The organism is Paenibacillus sinensis, assembly GCF_019904155.1.
Lineage (GTDB): Bacteria > Bacillota > Bacilli > Paenibacillales > Paenibacillaceae > Paenibacillus_AQ > Paenibacillus_AQ sinensis.
The window spans coordinates 63,198-83,614 of record NZ_JAHCMB010000190.1 but is presented as its reverse complement, the minus strand read 5'-3'; the positions used below and the strand labels follow the sequence as shown (position 1 = coordinate 83,614).

General features: G+C 54.8%; 18 protein-coding genes. 7 read left to right on the top strand and 11 right to left on the bottom strand.

What is annotated here, in order from left to right; translation table 11 throughout:
* Positions 1-36 precede the first annotated feature (36 nt).
* Genes KIH86_RS22870 through KIH86_RS22860 form a run of 3 tightly spaced genes read right to left on the bottom strand, consistent with a single transcriptional unit; the run spans position 37 to position 5,438 of the window.
* Entirely contained in the window at positions 37-2,232 is a 2,196-nt protein-coding gene (locus KIH86_RS22870) for a DEAD/DEAH box helicase (protein ID WP_223083685.1), read from the bottom strand.
* Complete coding sequence (locus KIH86_RS22865; protein ID WP_223083684.1) at positions 2,229-3,551, bottom strand: ATP-binding protein; 1,323 nt, start codon at positions 3,549-3,551, stop codon at positions 2,229-2,231. Before KIH86_RS22865 ends, KIH86_RS22870 begins: the two co-directional genes overlap by 4 nt.
* A 9-nt stretch (positions 3,552-3,560) precedes the next feature.
* Positions 3,561-5,438: a TerB N-terminal domain-containing protein gene (locus KIH86_RS22860; protein WP_223083683.1), complete on the bottom strand. Its 1,878-nt coding sequence runs from the start codon at positions 5,436-5,438 to the stop codon at positions 3,561-3,563.
* Positions 5,439-5,649: 211 nt separating this feature from the next.
* Between KIH86_RS22860 and KIH86_RS22855 the strand changes: the two genes are divergently transcribed.
* Both KIH86_RS22855 and KIH86_RS22850 read left to right on the top strand, forming a co-directional pair.
* Positions 5,650-6,474: a hypothetical protein gene (locus KIH86_RS22855; RefSeq protein WP_223110675.1), complete on the top strand. Its 825-nt coding sequence runs from the start codon at positions 5,650-5,652 to the stop codon at positions 6,472-6,474.
* Positions 6,475-6,492: 18 nt separating this feature from the next.
* Entirely contained in the window at positions 6,493-7,017 is a 525-nt protein-coding gene (locus KIH86_RS22850) for a GNAT family N-acetyltransferase (protein WP_223083681.1), read from the top strand.
* Here the strand turns inward: KIH86_RS22850 and KIH86_RS22845 are convergent.
* Positions 6,995-8,215, bottom strand: coding sequence for an MFS transporter (locus KIH86_RS22845; RefSeq protein WP_223083680.1), 1,221 nt, complete (start codon positions 8,213-8,215; stop codon positions 6,995-6,997). The genes KIH86_RS22850 and KIH86_RS22845 overlap by 23 nt on opposite strands.
* Before the next feature lie 73 nt (positions 8,216-8,288).
* Positions 8,289-9,053 (bottom strand): DUF1836 domain-containing protein, encoded by a 765-nt coding sequence (locus KIH86_RS22840; RefSeq protein ID WP_223083679.1) that lies wholly within the window; start codon positions 9,051-9,053, stop codon positions 8,289-8,291.
* A gap of 146 nt (positions 9,054-9,199) precedes the next feature.
* On the opposite strand from KIH86_RS22840, the gene KIH86_RS22835 reads away from it, so the two are divergent.
* Together KIH86_RS22835 and KIH86_RS22830 are read left to right on the top strand one after the other, a co-directional pair.
* Positions 9,200-10,525, top strand: coding sequence for a hemolysin family protein (locus KIH86_RS22835; protein ID WP_223083678.1), 1,326 nt, complete (start codon positions 9,200-9,202; stop codon positions 10,523-10,525).
* A gap of 224 nt (positions 10,526-10,749) precedes the next feature.
* Positions 10,750-12,096 carry a TrkH family potassium uptake protein gene (locus tag KIH86_RS22830; protein WP_223083677.1) on the top strand — a complete coding sequence of 449 codons (1,347 nt, stop codon included), beginning with the start codon at positions 10,750-10,752 and terminating at the stop codon, positions 12,094-12,096.
* 15 nt (positions 12,097-12,111) lie between these two features.
* Here KIH86_RS22830 and KIH86_RS22825 read toward each other — a convergent pair whose 3' ends face one another.
* Positions 12,112-12,378, bottom strand: coding sequence for a hypothetical protein (locus KIH86_RS22825; RefSeq protein WP_223083676.1), 267 nt, complete (start codon positions 12,376-12,378; stop codon positions 12,112-12,114).
* A 181-nt stretch (positions 12,379-12,559) separates the two neighbouring features.
* Here KIH86_RS22825 and KIH86_RS22820 point away from each other — a divergent pair, with 181 nt between their 5' ends.
* On the top strand, positions 12,560-13,792 hold the full coding sequence (locus KIH86_RS22820; RefSeq protein WP_223083675.1) for an aminopeptidase: 1,233 nt from the start codon (positions 12,560-12,562) through the stop codon (positions 13,790-13,792).
* A gap of 18 nt (positions 13,793-13,810) precedes the next feature.
* A complete protein-coding gene (locus KIH86_RS22815; RefSeq protein WP_223083674.1) occupies positions 13,811-15,040 on the top strand; it encodes an aminopeptidase in 1,230 nt (409 codons plus the stop codon).
* Positions 15,041-15,156: 116 nt separating this feature from the next.
* Here the strand turns inward: KIH86_RS22815 and KIH86_RS22810 are convergent, their stop codons facing one another.
* Both KIH86_RS22810 and KIH86_RS22805 read right to left on the bottom strand, forming a co-directional pair.
* Positions 15,157-16,608, bottom strand: coding sequence for a DHA2 family efflux MFS transporter permease subunit (locus tag KIH86_RS22810; RefSeq protein WP_223083756.1), 1,452 nt, complete (start codon positions 16,606-16,608; stop codon positions 15,157-15,159).
* Between the two features lie 57 nt (positions 16,609-16,665).
* Positions 16,666-17,268 carry a TetR/AcrR family transcriptional regulator gene (locus KIH86_RS22805; RefSeq protein WP_223083673.1) on the bottom strand — a complete coding sequence of 201 codons (603 nt, stop codon included), beginning with the start codon at positions 17,266-17,268 and terminating at the stop codon, positions 16,666-16,668.
* Positions 17,269-17,407: 139 nt separating this feature from the next.
* Here KIH86_RS22805 and KIH86_RS22800 point away from each other — a divergent pair, with 139 nt between their 5' ends.
* On the top strand, positions 17,408-17,842 hold the full coding sequence (locus tag KIH86_RS22800; RefSeq protein WP_223083672.1) for a DUF4395 domain-containing protein: 435 nt from the start codon (positions 17,408-17,410) through the stop codon (positions 17,840-17,842).
* A gap of 98 nt (positions 17,843-17,940) precedes the next feature.
* Here the strand turns inward: KIH86_RS22800 and KIH86_RS22795 are convergent, their stop codons facing one another.
* The 3 genes from KIH86_RS22795 to KIH86_RS22785 form a co-directional block, all read right to left on the bottom strand.
* Entirely contained in the window at positions 17,941-18,480 is a 540-nt protein-coding gene (locus tag KIH86_RS22795) for a hypothetical protein (RefSeq protein ID WP_223083671.1), read from the bottom strand.
* A 117-nt stretch (positions 18,481-18,597) separates the two neighbouring features.
* The gene (locus KIH86_RS22790; protein ID WP_223083670.1) at positions 18,598-19,938 is read right to left on the bottom strand and encodes an FtsW/RodA/SpoVE family cell cycle protein; all 1,341 of its coding nucleotides are present in this window, start codon (positions 19,936-19,938) and stop codon (positions 18,598-18,600) included.
* Positions 19,935-20,270 carry a PadR family transcriptional regulator gene (locus tag KIH86_RS22785; RefSeq protein ID WP_223083669.1) on the bottom strand — a complete coding sequence of 112 codons (336 nt, stop codon included), beginning with the start codon at positions 20,268-20,270 and terminating at the stop codon, positions 19,935-19,937. The genes KIH86_RS22790 and KIH86_RS22785 overlap by 4 nt, the downstream gene beginning before the upstream one ends.
* Between the last annotated feature and the right edge of the window lie 147 nt (positions 20,271-20,417).

Sequence of the window (20,417 nt, the reverse complement as noted above, 5' to 3'; positions counted from 1 at the left end):
GCAATTAATGGCTGACTTAACCGTTGTATAAAGCGGCTAATCCGCCATCCAGCGCTTCGTCATTTCCTTGAACCCGGGAATATCGAGCCCGTCTACCGTGAAGGCGCTGCGCAGAAGGTCCGGCGGTATCCACTCGTCATATTTGCCGAGATAAGGCGCCTCGCCCGGCTCCAACAAGCCGAACGGGTCCAGGTCTCCATGGCCTTCGTCCAGAATGGCGGATTCAAGCCAGTCGGCATCCGCCTTGCCGGCGACGACCATGTAATACGGCTCCATGGGCACAACGGAGCGGAGACCGAGTGGCACCGTCAATTTATGCTTCAGCAGCCTCTCCAGCGTACGGAACGTCCGGCTTCCAGCCCAAGGCATAATGAACATGGAGTCTCCCCCCGCCGGCAATACGGAACGCAGCAGGAGACCGCTCTCCCGCGCCAGCCGGCGGGCTCTCTCGAGGCGGGCGGCCGCATTGGGCGCCAGATACGGATAGATCGTCTGAGCATTCAGGATCTCCCGGATCTTCGTCATGATGCGGGTATGAATGTCCCCGCCTCCGCCGACCCAGAGCGTGTCCACCTTGCCCCGCGAAGACTTCACGTAGATCGCCTTGTGACGGTTGTCGATCTCTTCCACCTTCCACAGCTTGCCTGCCAGGGTGAAGCAGTATCCGGGAGGCGGAACGGTCGTGATCGAGCCGATTTCCTCAGTGCCGTTATAGACGACATGCTCCTCGTCGTCCTTGAAGACGGCCAGAAACCGGAAGTTGTTCACGATCTTCTCGCCAGCCAGACCGACGATCAGGCCGCCCTCGTCCATTTGCTCGATCTGACCCATCGACAGCATATATTCCATGAAGACATCGTAATGAGCCTCGGGAATGGAACAGAACGACGGAAGCGTCAGAACCGCGTGCTTCAGGTCCTCCGGTTCGACTTCTCCCATACTCTTGAGGATGCTCATGGTCTGATGGTACAGCAGGCCGACCGGCATCTGCCGGACGGTAAGCGGCTCCACCCATTTCTCGCGGGCATACAGCTCGATAACGGCAATCGCGCGGAGCAGGGTCCAGGGCATGCGCGCCGGAAGCTGCGCTTCTTCGTCCTCTTCCTCCGGCGTGACGAACATCATCTCGGCCGCAGCTCCTTCCCGGCGGCCGGAACGCCCGAGCCGCTGCACGAAGCTCGCACAGCTGTAGGGCGCTCCAAGCTGGACAACGCGCTCCAGCTCGCCGAGATCGATGCCGAGCTCCAGCGTCAGCGTCGCGGCGGTGACGGCCGGACCCGGCCCCTCCCGGAGAGCCGCCTCAGCCTCTTCCCGCAGCATGGCGGAGATGCTGCCATGATGGACGTGGAAGACGTCCTTCTCCTGCCGTTTCGCCGCAATACGGCGCATCTCCAGAATGGCGGTCTCCGCATCGGTCCGGCTGTTGGTGAAGACGAGCGCTTTTTTCAACCGGGTATGGTCGTAGATGTAGTTATAATAAGCCTTGCGGGCAAGGTCCAGCTGCTCAGACTGCTTCTCGTCCCTTGCATCCGGGAAGGAGAAATGCTCGATGCTGAGACGCAGCTTCCTTCCCCCTTGGGGAGCCGAGACCTGAACCCGCTCCCGGGTTCCGGCGGCAAGCCAGTTCGTGGCCGTCTCGTAATCGCTGAGCGTTGCCGACAGCCCGATCCGTCTGGGCGAGCAGCCTGCCATCCGGTTGATCCGGCTAAGGAGGCTCAGCACTTGAATGCCCCGGTCAGCACCCATGAACGCATGCACCTCGTCGATCACGACGAATCGCAGGTCACCGAACAGCGCCGGAATCGCATTGGGCCGGTTCATCAATAGGCCCTCCAACGATTCAGGTGTAATTTGCAGCACCCCCGACGGCTTCTGCACCAGCTTCGTCTTCTCGGCCTGCGGTACATCACCATGCCAATGCCATACCGGAATTCCGCCCTCTATAAGCAGATCGTTCAGCCTGGTAAACTGGTCGTTGATCAAAGCCTTCAGCGGCGCAATGTACAGAATTCCGACCGAAGTCGAGGGGTGCTCATAGAGATTGGTCAGAGCAGGAAAAAAGGCCGCCTCCGTCTTCCCCGACGCGGTTCCCGAGGCGATCAACAGGTGGTCGGGGGACTCCAGCAGTACCCGGCAGGCATCTACCTGAGCTTCCCGGAGCGTCTCCCACTTATTGCGGTAGATGAATTCTTTGATGAACGGGGCCAGCTTGTAGAAAGGGTTATCGCTCATAGCTCGAACTCCGCAAGCAGATCATCAACCAAAGGTCCGTTCTCTTCCCCGCCTTCGTGAGGCTTCAGCTCACCTACGAGGCTCTCAAAGGTGGTATCGGGACTGCCTTGCAGTGTATGCAGCAGATCCATAAAATCGCGAACCAGCTCCCGTGGGGTCAGCAGTTCGTCCGCTCCCAGCCGGGAGGATGCCTCCTTCATGAAATGAAGAAGCTGATCATCTGTCAGCTGCGGTGCATAGTCATAGTGCATGGCATGGATATCCCGCAGCTTCTGAAGAAGAACCAGAATTTCCTCGGATGACAGCATCTCCAGCGGAATGATCGGTCCCGAGAAATTGTTCGAAGCGGCGGTCCCGTAACGTCCAGCTGCCAGCCGCGACCGCAGTGCTTCATAGCTGAAGAGACCTCTGCGGTGGTCCTCGACGAACTGCGGCGTTCCGCCAATGAAGATGCCCAGATGCTCCGCCTTGCCCTGCATCGTATCGTTGAACATGGTGAGCAGCTTCTCATAATTGCTCTGGCGGGACACGCTGTTGGTGATTTTGTACAGATTGACGCCTTCGTCGATGAACAGCAGCAGGCCCTTGTAGCCGATAGCGGCAGTGAATTCCGCCCACAGCTTCATATAATCATACCAGTTGTCGTCATCGATAATGACACCCACACCCAGCGCATTCCGGGATTCCGTACGGGTCGCGAATTCACCGCGCAGCCACCGGAGGGCATCCTGCTTGAGGTCCTCGTCCCCCAGTTTATGGCCGTTCCAGTATGAGGCGAGTACCTTCGCGAAATCAAAGCCATGAACCAGGCTTCTCATTTCCGAGGCCACGGCGAAGATTTCCTTCTCCACTTCTGAGGCCATTTCCGGCTGTCCCGGGTCCATTCCCTTCTCGCGCATCACCTTCTGCTGAAGCCCCGAAATCCATTTCTGCAGAATCGTCTCCAGCGCCCCGCCGTCCGGCCGGGTTCGCGTTGACAGGTGGCTTAACAGCTCCCGATAGGTGCCCAGCCCCTGGCCCTTGGTCCCGACCAGCCTGCGCTCAGGCGACAAATCGGCGTCGGCGACGGCAAATCCCCGGTCCATCGCATAGTTGCGGATCGTCTGAAGCAGGAAGCTCTTGCCGCTGCCGTATCGGCCTGTAATCAGCTTGAATCCGGCTCCGCCCTCGGCGATATTGTTCAGTTCCCTTAAGATCGCTTCGATTTCCGCGCGCCGTCCGACCGCGACATGCTCCAGTCCGATTCGCGGCACCACACCGGCCGTCAGCGAATTGATAAGGGCGGTGGTCATTCTCTTCGGTATCTTCCATTCATTCATGCTATCATGTCACCTCTTCAAATATGGCAGCACAAGCGTATATTCGGGCGAGAATTGATCGCCGTCGATCAGCAGATCGCCCAGCACATCCATCCCCGTCTCGTTAATTTCGTCAATAAGCAAATCAGGCAGCCCGCCGCGTGCCTCAGCCAGCTTGTACAGGCCGTCGATTCCGTCCGGTCCGGCCAGAACAAGCAGCGCCTCCCGCTGAAGCGGAGTCAGGGCATCGGCCAGCACCTCCCACATGTTAGTTGGAGCAGCGGTAATGGAAAGGTCCGGCGTTTCCAGAACGGCTTGTCCGGCGCTTCCCGATTTCTCAGGAGACTCTTCCAGAGCCAGTCCCGGCTGAGCTTCCAACCGCATCGTATCGACCTGTCTCATTTCATTCGTCGTTTCGATTGCCGCTTCAATCGTCTCCGCGATCTCCATAGAATCAAACGTCTCTACTCCCGCTTCCCCTTGCTCTTCGACGGTCAGCAGCTGCCGGACAACATCCGAGTCGGAACGGAGCTGGTGGAGTCTCTCGCTGTCGATCACAATTTCCACGGATCTGGCTTCCTTCTCCGCCTTCCGGAACTCCCTCTCCAGAAACTTCTCGACCAGTTCCTCAATCTCCTTGTCGATGCTGATCCCTTTCAGCCGTCCCCGGTAATCCATCAGCGCCCGTAGCTTGTTCTCCGTCAGGCGGAGAAGACGCGTGATCAGGCTGCGCAGCGGCGGGGATTTGCTGATCCGCGCAACCGGCACAAGCACCGAATATCCGTACAGCGAAATGTCATACACCGCGCTGCGGAACAAATAGCGCTCGCGCACGACAGGCGGACCGGGCGGATACATGTCCAGCAGCTTCTGGCCGTGCTTTCGAAGGGCATAGCTGTCTACCAGCGCGACGACCAGGGGAGCATAACGCTCCAACGCTTCCTGCCCGGGACCGGTATAGAATTTGGACTTCGCAACCTCATAGTCCGACATCAGCGCCAGGGCGGGCAGCGTCAGCTGCTCCGGCGCAGAGCCCAGGCAGCGGACAAGCTCCAGCTCGGCCAGATCGCCGCCCAATCCCTTAGCCCGCATCACAATATCCCGCAGCGGGATATCCAGCTTATGGACAAATGCGAAATCGGCGATCCAACCGCCCAAATAATGATCCAGCCTTTTGAACGAGCCCCGGTAAGCCTCCCAAAGGGCGGTCAGCTGCTCATAACCGTCCCGGGGCGTCTCCCAGCCGACGCCATTAATCAATTCATACACATGCAGAAAAACATAAGACAAATCCGTCTCTGGATATTGTCCATGTCTGACTTCATTCCGCCAGTAAAAATACCATTTGCTCTGAGACGCAGTCATATGTCCATAGGTCGGCCAGTAGCTCTTGAAAGGAATGAACTCGGCAGTCTGTTCCGTATAACCTACCATCTCCTTGGCTCTCTCCACAAAGAGACTCTCGGTGGTTGCCGGACGGGCGGCTGTCGCTGAAGCATCAGGCTGCCGATTAGGACCTTCGTCCGGACGGAATGAAGACCGCTGGTCCTCGAAATCTGTCCGGCGGATTGAAGTCCCGTCGCCACCCCCGAAAGCAGAGCCTCTGCGCCCGGCGCTTCCCGCTTTAGTTGAAGCTGCCGGCGGCACAGATACTTCGCGTCCGGCAGCCCTGCCCGCGCCGCCTTGTTCTCTGCGGTCCCGCGGCAGCTCCGCTTCCCAGAGGACCAGCTGCTCCGGCGGGCCGGATGCCGCGGTCCGTTCCTGTGCGGCATGTTCGTTACGCCCGGCCTCTTCGCGCGATCTTCTGGCTTCCTCAAGCTGTGCCTCTTCGCGAGACGGAATCGCTATATTCTGTTCTTCACCTTCCCAGATGAGCTCAGTGAAACGCGTCTTGCCGTTATCGCTCATATCTCCATCCCGCTCCAACCTGGACGCTGATATCCGCCCTTTTTGTTCCTCTCATTATAGCATCGAAATGTGTAACATGCTTCCTATTCGGCGAACATTTATTCGGATTATAATGAAAGCCTGACCCACATAAGGAGGAATCATACGTGCAGGTTCATTTTCAATCTATCATTATCGCTTATAAATCCGATCCCGAATCCGTATATAACACATGGTTTATCAATATAACCGACTGACCGGCGGCAATCTGAAGCTAGGCTCCTGGCCTGCTTATCTGGAGATGAGAGGACGTATGCTGGAGTGGAATGAACTTCACAGAGATGAGTTATCCAAAGATCTGGGCGCCCTGGTCGGCCTGCTGTTTGAAATCGGCGGCTTGAGAATCCCCGTGGAGGAAAGTACCAGTTCTCCTGAGCCATCGACAGATCAATTACAGACAGCCTCTGCCAAATCAATAAACAAACGACATCAGGAACTGAAACGACATCAGGAACTGATTTCGGATTGCAATGAGAGTGAGGAGCATAGCGAGATGCAGGTTCATCTGGCCCGGCTCGGTCGCTCCCTTGGATACCGGGTATGGGTTGCGCAGAATGATCACAGGAGGGTTTGGGAGAACTGCTGTCTCGGTGAGCTGAGTGAATCGGAGTTCTTGCTGACTGATGTGGAGAAATTCGTGAGAGACACGATTGCTTTGATTAACGTTCTGTGGCGCAATGCAGAGGGTGATATTGTATGCGCCTTCGAGGTGGAGAAGAGCACTTCGATCTATTCGGGCATTTTGAAACTTCAGGACTTGGCGCTTTCACTGCCCTCTTTCGGTACTTCTTTGTTCTTGATCGCTCCTGGCAAAAGAGAGAAGGAAATCATCGCTCAGCTCTCCAGACCCGTTTTTCGCCAGGAGCCATTCCAGAGCATTTCCTATATTCTATTTCACGATTTGCGGCAAAACGCCGAGGCGATGGCCCGGTTCGGCTCAGACGCCTCAGTACTGGACAAAATCGGGAAGCAGGCGTCCGGCTTGTATTCAATCTAAGAATCAGGAGGAGCGCATTTGGAAAGTTTTCTGAAAATAGCAAAAGCCGTCCCGGAGGACAGCTTTCTTCTCTCCTCAATAATCCAGCGCTCTTTTAAAGATCAGGCAGTCATGTTGGGTATTAGCGAAGAACGATTTCCCCATTACGTTGCTTTTGAGCATGAGTCGGCCGCACGCTCCAGAATAATTGGAACTCATGTAAATCTGTTATATCTCGGCGAAAAAGCTATCGGGACGGTTGGCCTCCATGCAACCGGCAATCAAGGTTCGATCGAACGCCTCGCCGTTCTGCCGGAATACCGGGGCAACAAGTATGGCGAGTATCTGATAACCGAAGCAGAGAAAAGCCTGTCTGCCCTTGGCTGTACATTGGTTGTTCTCTCCATTGTCGCAGCATTTACCGGACTAAGAACTTTTTATGAGCGTCTTGGCTACCAGTGCACGCATGTCCAAAACTTTGCCTCGCTGCCTTTTGAGGTTCAATTTTTAAGAAAAGCACTAAATCCATTGCAAGACTCATCTAGTCCAAATCTATCCCCTTAGTCTCCCGGCCCAGGAACAACACCGCAACCGCCCCGATCAGGATTGTAACGAAGAACATCACGAAGATGGACGGGAGACCTACCGAACGCTCTACCAGAAGGCCGACAAGCAGCGGCGCGATAATGCCGCCGATCCGGCCGAAGGAGGCGGCCAGGCCCACTCCCGTTGAACGGACGCTCGTCGGGTACAATTCCGGCGTATAGGCATACATGCCGCCCCATGCGCCCAAATTGAAGAATGAGAGGCAGATGCCCGCGGCGATAAGCGTTCCCTCCGTTGAGGCATACCCGAACCATACGGCGCTGAAGGCGGTACAGACGAGATACACGACAAGCACGAATTTGCGTCCGAATTTCTCAATGAAATACGCGGCTGTGAAATATCCCGGAAGCTGCGCCAGCGTCATAATCAACGTGTATTCGAAGCTGCGCACCAGGCTGAAGCCCTTGATCACCATGACGGACGGGAGCCACAGAAAGATGCCATAGTACGAAAAAATTACGGTGAACCAGAGAATCCACAGCATTATTGTGGAACGTCGGTGTTCGGAAGACCAGACGGCTGCGAAGCGTTCGCCAAGCGGCACGGTCTTCTTGTTGCGGATGCCCTCAAATCTCGGCGAATCGTCAATGGCCCGCCGCAAATACAGGGCGTATAAGACCGGTACTGCCCCAATCACCAGCGCGATGCGCCACCCGTAGTCTGGTATGATGAAATAGGCGATTAGAGCGGACACAATCCACCCCACCGCCCAAAAGCTCTCCAGAAGCACGACCGCCCTTCCCCGTTCCCTCGGCTCCACGCTCTCGGAGACAAGTGTTGAAGCTACGGGAAGCTCTCCCCCAAGCCCGAACCCGGCGATAAAACGCAGCAGACAGAGAATCGCGAAGCCTGCCGCCAGCGCCGAGAGTCCAGTTGCCACAGAGAAGATCAGCAGCGTCCAGAGCAGAATATTCTTGCGGCCGTATTTGTCGGCCAGAATGCCCGCTGCGGCGGCTCCTGCCGCCATGCCGAGCGAATTGATGCTGGTCAGAAGACCGATCTGTCCCGAAGACAGGCTCCATTCCTTGGCCAGCGCCGCCACGACGAAGGAGATCATTCCGACATCCATCGCATCGAACATCCAGCTGAAGCCTGCGCTGAGCAGCAGCTTGCGCTGCTTCGGACTTTTTAATAACGTATTGGCTTGCGTTCCCATCCTGATCCCCCCTTCTAATTGTTATAATCTTACCCCTTTTGACCTTAATCTTTCATTCCGTTCTCGAATATTGTCAAAAATCAAGAAAAAGCGAGGCATGAAAGTACTGTCTTGCCAGCGCCTGAAAGCAGCATGCCTGCACCGAAATCGCCGCGATGATCAGCGTATTGCGCACCGTCTCCCGCTGTCTTCGGTTCAAATGGACGAGCCGCGTGACCGCCTTCTCGGCGGCTGCGGACATCGCGTCACCTGTCAGCCGGTCAGAGGCTGCATTTGCCTCAGATGCGGGTTCTCCGGCAGGAGCGGCCGTTATCTCCCTGTGTTCTTCAAACAGCTGGGCGTAAGCGGCGTACAGCCTCACCGGCTCCAGCAGATCGTCATCGTCGCGCTCCGGCTTCAGGAACAGCTTCCGGAACAAGCGGGAGATGCTGCGGAAATCCAGTGACGATTTCAAATCCTCGACCATAAAGAGCATCGCTGCCTGGTTGATCGAATACTTCTTCCCTTCACGGGGTGCACCCAGGTATTCTTTGAAATCCCGTTTAACCCAATTCTGCATGGCGGTAATGGATATTGTGGAATACTCGATAAGAGCGCCGAGAGCAGCGATTTCCTGAAGCGACAGCCCTTTGGCTTCTCCTTTTTTCATCATTTTCAGCACGATTGGCGGCAGTTCCGTCGATCGTAGTTCCTGCAAGGGACTCTCTTCCACCGCATGACGGCGGTGATGCCGGCACCAGGCTTCCTGAAAAATATGAAGCGGCGTGTCAGCCGACATTCCTCTGAGCGCAAGCAGCAGGGAAGACATCTCCACACGGGTTAAGGTTAAAGATTCCAAGCCGTCTTACCTCCTATCCGGTGGCGGATTTCGGCCTTTTTACAGCAGACATTTGAAATCCGGCCAAAAAGTTCGTAAAATAAGTTCATATGAACTTATAATTCAGTATAACCTATTTTGCAAAGGAAAGGGATGGTTCGATTTATATGGGTATAGGAGTCAGTTTGACGTTGGTGGCGATTTTGATTGTGTTAACCGCTTTTTTTGTGGCGACGGAATTTGCCATGGTACGGCTTCGGGGAAGCCGGATCAGCCAGCTTGTCCTGGAAGGACGCAAGAACGCATTAGCCGTGCAGCAGGTTTCCGCTAATCTGGACGGATATTTATCCGCCTGCCAATTGGGCATTACGATTACAGCGCTGGGTATCGGTGCTCTGGCGGAACCCGCTTTTGAAGAGCTGCTCTATCCGTTCTTCCACTGGGCCGGCATCGGCTCCGAGGCAAGCCATGTCATTTCGTTCATAATGGCGTTCTTCATCGCAACATTCCTGCATGTCGTTATCGGGGAACTTGCTCCGAAGACCGCCGCCATCAATAAAGCTGAAGAAATCAGTCTGCTCACCGCCAAGCCGATTATCTGGTTCTACCGCATCCTGTATCCTTTGATCTGGCTGCTTAACGGTTCCGCCAATATACTGGTCCGCCTCTTCGGCATGAAGCCTGCTAGCGAGCATGAGGAAGCGCACTCCGAAGAGGAGATTCGTCTTATTCTGTCCGAGAGCTATGAGAGCGGCAAAATCAACAAGGCCGAGTACGGCTATGTGAACCGGATTTTTGCCTTCGACGAAATGCTGGCCCGCGATATCATGGTGCCGCGTACCGATATGATCTGTCTCTACACGAACCTGTCTCTCCGCGAGAATCTGGATATCATCCGCAGAGAGCAGTATACCCGCTTCCCGGTTGCCCAGGAGAACAAAGACAATATTATCGGTATGGTCAATACGAAGCAGCTGTATCTGGAGTATGACAGCAACACGGATTTTGACTTCGCGAAGCTGATTCATCCCGTGCTTACCGTCTCCGAGGTTACGCCGGTGAAGACACTGCTGACCCGCATGCAGCGTGAACGGGTGCACATCGCCCTGCTGCTCGACGAGTATGGCGGCACCTCCGGCTTGATCACGATCGAAGATATTCTTGAAGAAATCGTCGGCGAAATCCGCGATGAATTCGACGAAGACGAACGCCGCAACATCGAGAAGCTGGGAGAAACCCGCTACCTGCTGGACGGCACTGTATCACTCCCTGATGTGCGGGAGCTTATCGGACTCGATCTGGAAGATGAAGAGGTTACCACAATCGGCGGATGGGTGTACAGCCATCTGGAAGAGCCTGCCGTCGGCAAACAAATCACATACGGCGATTCCCTGCTGACCGTCCGGGAAATGAACCGGCACCGCGTCCGGAGAGTCGAAGTTGAACTGAATATAGCCAAGGAACCTGAAGGTTCGGAAGTCCCGCAGCATTAAGGCTGGGCCGGACACACGGACTCGCGCTCCTTAATAATCAAAGGCCATCCTTAAGCAGGTGGCCTTTTGATTATGGCAGGAAATTCTCCAGATTCTTGCCAATATGGGTTATGTACATGTATTCTAGGTGTCGGCGATGAATTCAAAATCTTTCAACATGTCATCCTGACTCATTAGTCCTAAACCTACCTTCCTGTAGTAACCGTCCAAGGAGGCCGCATTTCATGTTCAATCTGCTGCTTAAGAGGCTTCGGCTGACGCCTCCCAAAATTTTATCGCTCGGGTTCATCGTCCTGATCATCTCCGGCACCGTGCTGCTCGCCTTGCCCATTTCATCCGAGCAGGGGCATATGTCATGGATCGATGCGCTGTTCATGGCGACCTCGGCGACCTGCGTGACCGGACTTGCCGTGATCGACACCGGAACCGGCCTAACCACCTTCGGGCAGCTGATTCTTCTGGTGCTGTTCCAATTGGGCGGACTCGGCTTTGTGACGATGGCGACACTGATTACGCTTGTCCTGAACCGGAAAATTTCGCTTAAGGAACGACTTCTGCTCCAGGAGTCGATGAACCAGAACTCCATACAGGGCATCGTCCGCCTGATCCGCCGGGTACTCATCTACTCCCTCGTTATCCAGCTCATGGGCGCTTTGGTGATGGCGCTGCGCTTCATGGAGGACATGCCAGCCGGGAAGGCGGTGTATTACGGCATTTTCCACAGCATCTCCATCTTCAATAACGCGGGCTTCGATCTGTTCGGCGATGTGCATGGACCCTTCAGCGGCCTTACCCGCTATGCCGAAGATCCTGTGATCAACCTAACAGCCATGCTGCTGATCTTCCTTGGAGGCATCGGCTTCATCGTGCTGTCCGATCTCGTCGATTTTCCGAAACGCAAACGTCTGACGCTGCATTCCAAGGTGGTGCTGGCAACCTCGGCGATTCTGATCGGAGCAGGCGCCCTGTTCTTCTTCTGGCTGGAGGTCTACCACTCGCTTAAACCGCTGCATATGGGCGGCAAAATAATGGCTTCGTTTCTACAAGCCCTCACACCCCGTTCGGGCGGCGTGACTACGCTCGATATCCAGGCGCTTCGGGAATCCAGCCAGTTCCTGATCATTGTGCTGATGTTCATCGGGGCGGCGCCGGGCTCGACGGGCGGCGGCATCAAAGTGACGACATTCGCCCTGCTGCTCGCCGCCGTCTATTCCCGGATTCGGGGCAGAGAAGATGTCGTCCTGTTCCGCAACCGGCTTTCCAAAGACAATGTGTACCGCGCCATTACGATGACGCTGCTGTCCCTGCTTCTGGTCGTTGCAGCTACCATGATACTGTCCATAACTGAACAGGCCGATTTTCTTGCCGTTCTGTTTGAAGCCGTATCGGCCTTCGGCACATCGGGATTGACGATGGGTCTTACACCCGAACTGACCGAGGCAGGCAAAATCCTCATCGTCATTCTCATGTTCATGGGACGGACTGGCCCCTTAACGCTCGCTTACGCGATCCGGCCGAAGAAGGACAAGCAGCTCTATCGGCATCCTGAAGGGCAAATCATGATCGGCTAAGACGGAGGCTCGGCTTTATGCCTCCTCCGCATCAAGGGCTGCGTCAAGCAGCAGATCGAACAGCTCGTCATCTTCTTCAAGCCGGGCGTCAAGCTCCAGGAACTGCTCTTCGCTGCCGGGCTCGTCCGCGAAGCTCAGCGAGTAGTCCCAGTCCTTGCCCTTTTTGCTGAAAAAGTTAATTTCATAGCCGGCTTTATGCCCCTCAAGCTCAAATACCGTCTTCCCTACATAGCTGCCTTCCTCATCACGGCGCATCACCGCTTCTTTGATGCTGACACTCATTGTCTGCTTCCATCCTTTCCATGGTTACGGCTCTTTGTCTCGACTGGACAAGAGCCACCTGCACTTAGTATATCACCGAAACCGCTCGGAATCCCGCGCCTGTATTCCAATTGACTTTTTTCATCCGGCGGTTAATAATTTAGTACAATACTTAGAGTCCAGCAAACGGAGGAAATTTCGTATGATCGATTTTAACGCAAAACTCTCCAAATACGCCGAACTGGCCATCAAAATCGGCGTAAATATCCAACCGGGCCAGGCTTTGGTCATCAATGCGCCTACAGGCTCTGCGGAATTCGTCCGTATGATCGCATCCAAGGCTTATGAAGCAGGTGCAAGCCAGGTCAAGGTCAACTGGAGCGATGAAGGGATTACCCGTCTGCTGTTCGAACATGCTGACCCAGAGGTGTTCACGAAGGAACCGACCTGGTATGCCGGTGAACTGACCGAGTTCATGGAGAACGGCGCCGCCGTCCTTGCCGTTATCGCTGAAGACCCGGACGCGTTAAAAGGCATCGAGCAATCGCGTATAACCGCCTATCAGAAATCCCGTAGCAAAGCGCTGACCAAATACCGCGAGTTCATTATGTCTGACCGAAACAGCTGGAGCATCGTGGCCATTCCCTCACAGGCATGGGCCGACAAGGTATTCCCGGACGCTCCGGCAGAAGAGCGCGTGAACAAGCTGTGGGAAGCCATCTTTCATACGGTGCGATTGGACCGTGAGGACCCGGTCGCAGCCTGGCAGGAGCATCTGGAAACGCTGGAAGCCAAAGCAGCTGTCCTGAATGCGAAGAAGTACAAGAAGCTGCATTACATAGCTCCGGGCACAGACCTTACGATCGAGCTGCCTGAAGGACATGTGTGGGCGCAGGGCGACAGCATCAACGCCAAAGGCCACACCTTTGTTGCTAATATGCCGACTGAAGAAGTGTTCACCGCTCCGCTGAAGACCGGCGTCAACGGCAAGGTCAGCAGCACGAAGCCGCTCAGTCACGGCGGCAATGTCATTGATGGCTTCACTTTGACGTTCGAGAATGGACGCATTGTTTCGGTGACAGCCCGGGAAGGACAGGAAACGCTTGAGCATCTGATTTCTCTCGACGAAGGTGCCAAATATTTGGGCGAAGTCGCATTGGTTCCTCATCAATCCCCGATCTCGGAGTCCAATATTTTGTACTACAACACGCTGTTCGACGAGAATGCTTCCAACCATCTGGCAATCGGCAGCGCCTATGCCTTCTGTCTGGAAGGCGGCAAGAGCATGTCCAAAGAAGAACTGGCTGAACGCGGCCTTAACGACAGCCTTACGCATGTCGACTTCATGATCGGTTCGGCTGAAATGAACATCTACGGCATTACGGCCGACGGAACCGAAGAACCGGTCTTTAAAAACGGAAACTGGGCGTTCTAAGGAAGGAGGTCATAAGACATGGAATTCATACAAAAGCTGGAGAACTATGCCTTGCTCGCCGTCAAGATCGGCGTTAACATTCAACCCGGCCAGAAGCTGGTAGTCAATGCCGATATAGCCGCAGCGGAGCTGGTACGCCTGGTCGTACGCAAGGCATATGAGTCGGGAGCGACGCTGGTCAAGGTCAACTGGAACGATGAAGTCGTGACGAGAACGCGTTACGACCTGGCTCCGGAAGAGTCCTTCCTCGAACCTCCGACACGCCACGCGGAGGAAATGGAAGAGCTGGCGCTGAACAACGCCTGCTTCCTGACGATCATTTCAGCCGATCCGGATCTGCTCAAAGGTGTTGATCCCGTCCGGATCGCCAACAATCAGCGTGTAACAGCCGAAGCCATGGCCGGTTACCGCAAGCAGCTCATGGGCAACCATGCCAGCTGGAGCGGCATCGCCTTCCCTTCGGCTTCATGGGCAGCCAAGGTGTTCCCGGACGCTCCGGAGAATGAACAGGTTAGCCTCCTGTGGGATGCAATCTTCCGCGCCGTCCGGGCGGATCAGGAAGACCCGCTTGAAGCCTGGCAGCTTCACCTGGACGGCCTGAAACGCCGCTGTGACCGGCTTAACGCACGTAAATACCGCAAGCTGCACTATACCGCACCGGGAACGGATCTCACGCTTGAGCTTCCCGAAGGCCATATCTGGTGCCAGGCCGGAGCGGTCAACGGCCGCGGCGTTCCGTTCCTCGCGAACATTCCGACGGAGGAAGTCTTTACGGTTGCTCACCGCGACGGAACGAACGGGACGGTCAGCAGCACGAAGCCGCTCAGCTATGCCGGAAACGTGATCGACCGTTTCACCCTGACCTTCAAGGATGGCAAGGTTACGGATTACACCGCCGAAGTCGGCCAGGATCAGCTGGGGAAACTGTTCGCGATGGATGAAGGCGCACTTTCGCTTGGCGAGGTAGCCCTCGTTCCCCATCGCTCCCCGATTTCGGAGAGCGGCATTCTGTTCTACACCACTTTGTTCGACGAGAACGCATCCTGTCATCTCGCGCTCGGCGCCTCCTATCCGTTCACGCTGGAAGGCGGTACGGCAATGACGAAGGAAGAACTGGTCGAACGCGGCATGAATCAGAGCCTCATTCATGTGGACTTCATGATGGGCTCGCCAGAAATGAACATTGACGGCATCACCGAGGATGGCAGCGTGGAGCCGATCTTTGTCGGCGGCGGCTGGGCTGAATAGAAACGTTTCAGACTGACTATTTCTTATCATTAAACGAAGACACCCCTTATCTGCGGCTGTTCGATCAGCCGTAAGATAAGGGGTGTTCTTGTTAGTTAGTGAAACCTGGATTTCGATTAATGCGTCGGGCTGCCCTGCGGATGGCGAATGGAGACCCTCTTCAGGAAGAAGCCGAGCACAAATCCGGCAATAGCCAGCGCCATGGCGAAGATGAAGGCGTTCTGAACACCATGGGTAAAGGCCGCAAGCGCCTGCGTCGGGTCCTGCGGGTTCTCGACGCCGCTGAGATAGCTCTTCGTGCCTGCTGTCAGGATGCTGACTGCAAGCGCCGTTCCGATAGCGCCCGCTACCTGCTGGAGTGTATTCATGATGGCTGTGCCATGCGGGTACAGTTCTTGCGGCAGCTGGTTGATGCCGTTGGTCTGCGCCGGCATGAAGACCATGGAGACGCCGATCATAAGCAGGCTGTGCAGGACGATGATGAAGGCTACTGTGGAAGCCGCGTTGATGTCCGAGAACATCCACAGCGCGGCGGCAGTCAGGGCGAGGCCCGGAATAACGAGCCATTTCGGTCCGAATTTATCGAACAGACGGCCCATCAGAGGCGACATAAGACCGTTCACCAAACCGCCCGGGAGCAGTACCAAGCCCGCTTTAAACGCACTGTAGCCCTGTCCGTTCTGCAAATACAGCGGCAGGATCAGCATGGAAGACAGAATAACCATCATGCAGATAAAAATCATCAGGAGCCCGACTACGAACATCGGGTATTTGAAAGCCCGCAAATCCATGAGCGGCTGTTTCATCGTCAGCTGCCGCCACACAAACAATGCCAGACCCGCTACACCGAGAGCCAGGGCGATCCAGACCTTAACGCTGTTCCATCCGTCAGCTTCGCCCGCGCTGCTGAAGCCGTACACAACGCCTCCGAATCCGACTGAAGACAGCACGATGGATAACCAGTCAATGGCCGGCTTCGTTACATTCGTAATATTTTGCATGAACAGAATGCCGAAGATCAGCGCGATTACGAGGAACGGGAGCGACAGCCAGAAGATCCAGTGCCAGCTCAGGTTCTCGATCAGCAGGCCCGCAATCGTCGGCCCGGTTGCCGGAGCAACCATAATGACGAGGCCGATCATGCCCATGGCCGCGCCTCTTTTTTCCGGCGGGAACAGAACCAGAATCGTATTAAACATCAGCGGGAGCAGCAGTGCCGTCCCCATGGCCTGAACAACGCGCGCCACAAGCAGGAAGCCGAAGCTCGGCGCCATGGCAGCGATGAACGTTCCGATAATCGAGAAGGACAGTGAAGCGATGAACAACTGTCTCGTTGTGAACCGCTGAATCAGCAGTCCCGAAATCGGCACCAGAATGCCTAGGGTTAGCAGATATACGGTAGTCAGCCATTGTGCGGTGCTTGGCGTAATATTGAGCACTTTCATCAGATCGCTGAGCGCGACATTAAGGGCTGTTTCACTGAACATGCCGATGAAGCCGCTGAGGAGCAGCGAGATCAGGATCGGCATCTTCCTGACTTTCTTCAAATTAACAGCTTGAGATTGCATGGTTTCTCCCACTTTTGATCTTCCTCCTGGAATAAGTTTGTTCTCTTCTCTATCTCTTTATTCTCTGTCTGGCCCTATGCCGGGTGATCCAGCATCCAGCAGTACAGCAGCAGCATGGGCAGCCGCGAGCAGCGGCCTTCCCTCCTTGCAGGTCAGCGCCTGAAGCAGCGCACCTTCAATCAGAGAGACGGTTGCCGAGGCTTTGCGGACCGCTTCCTCTTCCTGGAAGCCGTCACGGACAAGGCGCTCCCCGATCACATTCTGCCATTCCAGGAACACGGAGCGACAAGCCTGCCGCAGTTGGTCACTTATCCCTGAGGTCTCTACCGCCATCCAGAAGCTGAGCGGTACCATTCCCTCATAAGCACATTTATCCGCCTCCCAGGCGATACCATGCAGCAGGTCACTTACGGCCTCGCCAGCCGATCCACCTTTATCCATGTAGCACCGCAAATCCCGGGACATGTTCTCGCTTGTTCGATTGATACAGGCAAGCGCCAGCTCCTCCTTTCCGTCCGGAAAGTAATAGTATAATGACCCCTTGGGTGACTCGCTGTCCTTGATAATCTGGTTCAGACCGGTCGCGTGATAACCCTGACAATAAAAAAGCCTGGATGCGGTATCCAGAATGGCATCGCGCGTATTCGGTTTGTTGGTCATTTACCTTCCGGCCCCTCTCATTATAACAATCGGTCTATATATTTTAAACATAATTTAAAATAAAAATCAACCTCCAGTCTTTCCACAATTACGTTCTGGATATATAATAGTATTATTCCAACTAAAGAGGTGGGTTAAGGTGGCTAAAGAAAGCAAAGGTATTCCCCGGCCGCTCGTTAGGGTTAACCAATCCGTTATCGTATTGTCGGTTCTTCTAACCTGGTTCACAGGCTTGTACTGGATTCTTGCAGTGCCTCTGACAGCTGGTCTGCTCGGGCTAATATTCCGTTATAACCCGGTGATTAAATGGTCTGCGCGATTCCTGAAAAAAGACAGATCCGCATATATTCTGGAGGACGAGGAACAGCAACAGTTCAACCAGACAATCGCCGTAGCGTGCCTGGCTGCCGGGCTGATCAGCTATATCGCCGGCTGGCTGACCGCTGCTTATATTTTCACCACTATAGTGGCTTTGGCCGCATTCGTGGCCATTCTGGGCTTCTGCATCGGCTGCTTCATTCACTATCAATGGAAAATGTACACCTACCGCCGCAAGCAGAGCAGCACCCGTTGACAGCCGTCCTACTCCCATGAAAAAGCCCCTGCACCTGTCGTTATGACTAGTGTCAGGGGCTTTTGCCTTTTGCCGCAGATAGGGCCGCGCGCTGGGTCTCAACCGTTCTCTTCTTCCTCTCCGGCGACCGACCAGCGGTGGCTGTATTTCTGCAGCCGGGGATGAATCTCTCGGGGCGCTTCGGAGAGCAGCAGCCGGATCTTCCTGATCCACTCCTCGAAGCTTGAGAATGAAGCGAACTGATTCGCCATCTCCGGAGATAAATACAGAAAATGAGGCGCCGGATAACGCTCGGTCAAGTGCCGCAGGGCGGAATCGATGGGCGTGTATTTTTTGCGCTTGCCCTCCAGATTTTCGACGGTAATGAACGAGGCGCCGAAATCTCTTTTCCACTCATGCAACCGGTCTTCCCGTTTATAATACGAGCTGGCCGGCTCCTTCGACATGCGGCGGACCGTCTCTTCATGCAGCGGATACAGCACCAGCTTGCTGAATTTCTTGTCCCGCGCAGCCTCGGCGGCCGCGTTCAGTTCTTCATCGGTTATGTGTTCAAAGGAATCGTACACGATCAGCGTCCCCTTGCGCTCGGGCGCAGGCGGTTCATAGCCATAAGGCATATGCTGGATATTGCGTCCCATTGGTCGTTCCTCCCGGATTCGGTGTCAGTGTTTGCCTTGGTCTTTTGGACTCCAATAATCATACCTTGAATGGAACGAGGAAGCAAAAAGCAACATCAGTCAGCCATGCACCACTCCTTACATTTCCGCTTCCCTATGCCCTTTCATACCCGGGATCATGTCTTTCCTCCGGAATACACTAAGGATTAGGCCCAAAGCGGCATATTCGATCAGCAAGTGGCTTCCCCCGTAGCTTATAAATGGAACAGGAAGATTGACCAGTATAAGGTAGCCGGATAATTTGGCCAGTCCGTACAGCAGCTGCAAGATAATTGTCAGAGAGAGGCCTGCTAGAAGCGCTCTTCCGTAAGGATCGCGTACCGACTTCCAGGCCCTTATTGCCTGAAGCAGAAAGCCGAGCATGACAGCGGCAAGAAGAAGTCCCACCGACCAGCCGAAGCAGTAAATCAAATAAGGCAGCAGCATGTCACTATACAATAAAGGCAGATCAGGCATCGGCACTCCGAACCCATGACCACGCCAGCCAGCAGTGGCCAATGCCTCTCTCATTTGTATCATCATATAACCAGCGCCGTCTGCGAACCGCTCCGGATTCAGCGTTGATATCACGCGCATGCTCAAGTACTCTGATCGCCAAATAGCTGCACCTCCGATCACAACACCTACCAGACCAAGAGCTATTGGAAGGCCCCATTTGCCCGTCAGCCATATGTACAGAATCAAGATGACTGCGAGAAATATAAGGAGCTCCGGGATAGCATAACTGCGGACATAGAGAAACATCGGGATACCAATCAGCAGAAGATCCCGACACCTGACGATGATTCTGCCACGATACAAACTCAGGTTTGATAGCCAGATTCCCAGGATCGATGCAGGCAGCAAGTACAGGCTCCAGCCCACAACATCAATGGCAGAGCCTATGGGCAGAGTCAGCCACCTGTGCGATCCGTTAACACTGCGCGGGTATAAATTAACTAGGATCATCCCCGCTATTGTGCAGATGTAGATCGGCCATGACAAGCTTCGCAGCTTGCGGTAATCCAGCAGCATCATGATGAGCATAATCAATAGTCCGGGTATGATGAAACGTATATGCGCATTCCCCATCATAGCATGAAGCGGACTATTGAACTCGGGTCTGATTGCTGCCCGGCTTACTGAGAACATACCTAAAATACCAATCCCTGAGAACAGCAAGGTTGTAATCAGCAAGCCCCAATGAACTCTCGGCTTATGAATCCGGTTAAGGCTTCTGCCGATTTCCACGGGATCGCCCATCTGCCTGATGGCCCACTGAACCGCTTCTTCACGGCTGTAACCTTCCCTCTCTTTTCCGTCAGCCAGCTCTTCCAGATGGCTCCCCAGCTCCTTTTTCAGCTCAGGATGCATCTCGCGCGCCTTGATCTCCCTGCATACCGATCTTAAAAAAGGTAACGTCTCCCCGTAGTCCTTCATGCGCCTCCCCCTTCTCCCAAAATCCCGTCAACGGCGTTTCGGAAAAGCGACCATTCTTCTCTCTTGGCGGCCAATGTCTTGCGTCCCCGCTCAGTTATCCGGTAATATTTACGGTTCCGTCCGCCGACGGTCTCCCAATACGCTTCCACCCATCGCTCAGCCTCCATTTGATGGAGAATCGGGTACAGCGTGCCTTCCTTCAGGGCGAATACGCCATTTGACTGCCTGTCCAGCTCACGGATCATGTCATAGCCGTACAGCGGACCGCGGCTTAACAGCGTCAGCAGCATTGTGCCGGTGCTTCCCTTCAACAGCTCTTTATTCGGTTTCATATCCCCACCCTCTTCCACATTCTACTATTTGCGATTATACCTAGATTTACTATGCATTGCAATTCTATGTATTAACGAGTCAGGGATACTTCTTCGAAATTGCGGCTAATCCCTCTTTAAAAAGTAAAAAGCCTCCCTTGCGGGAGG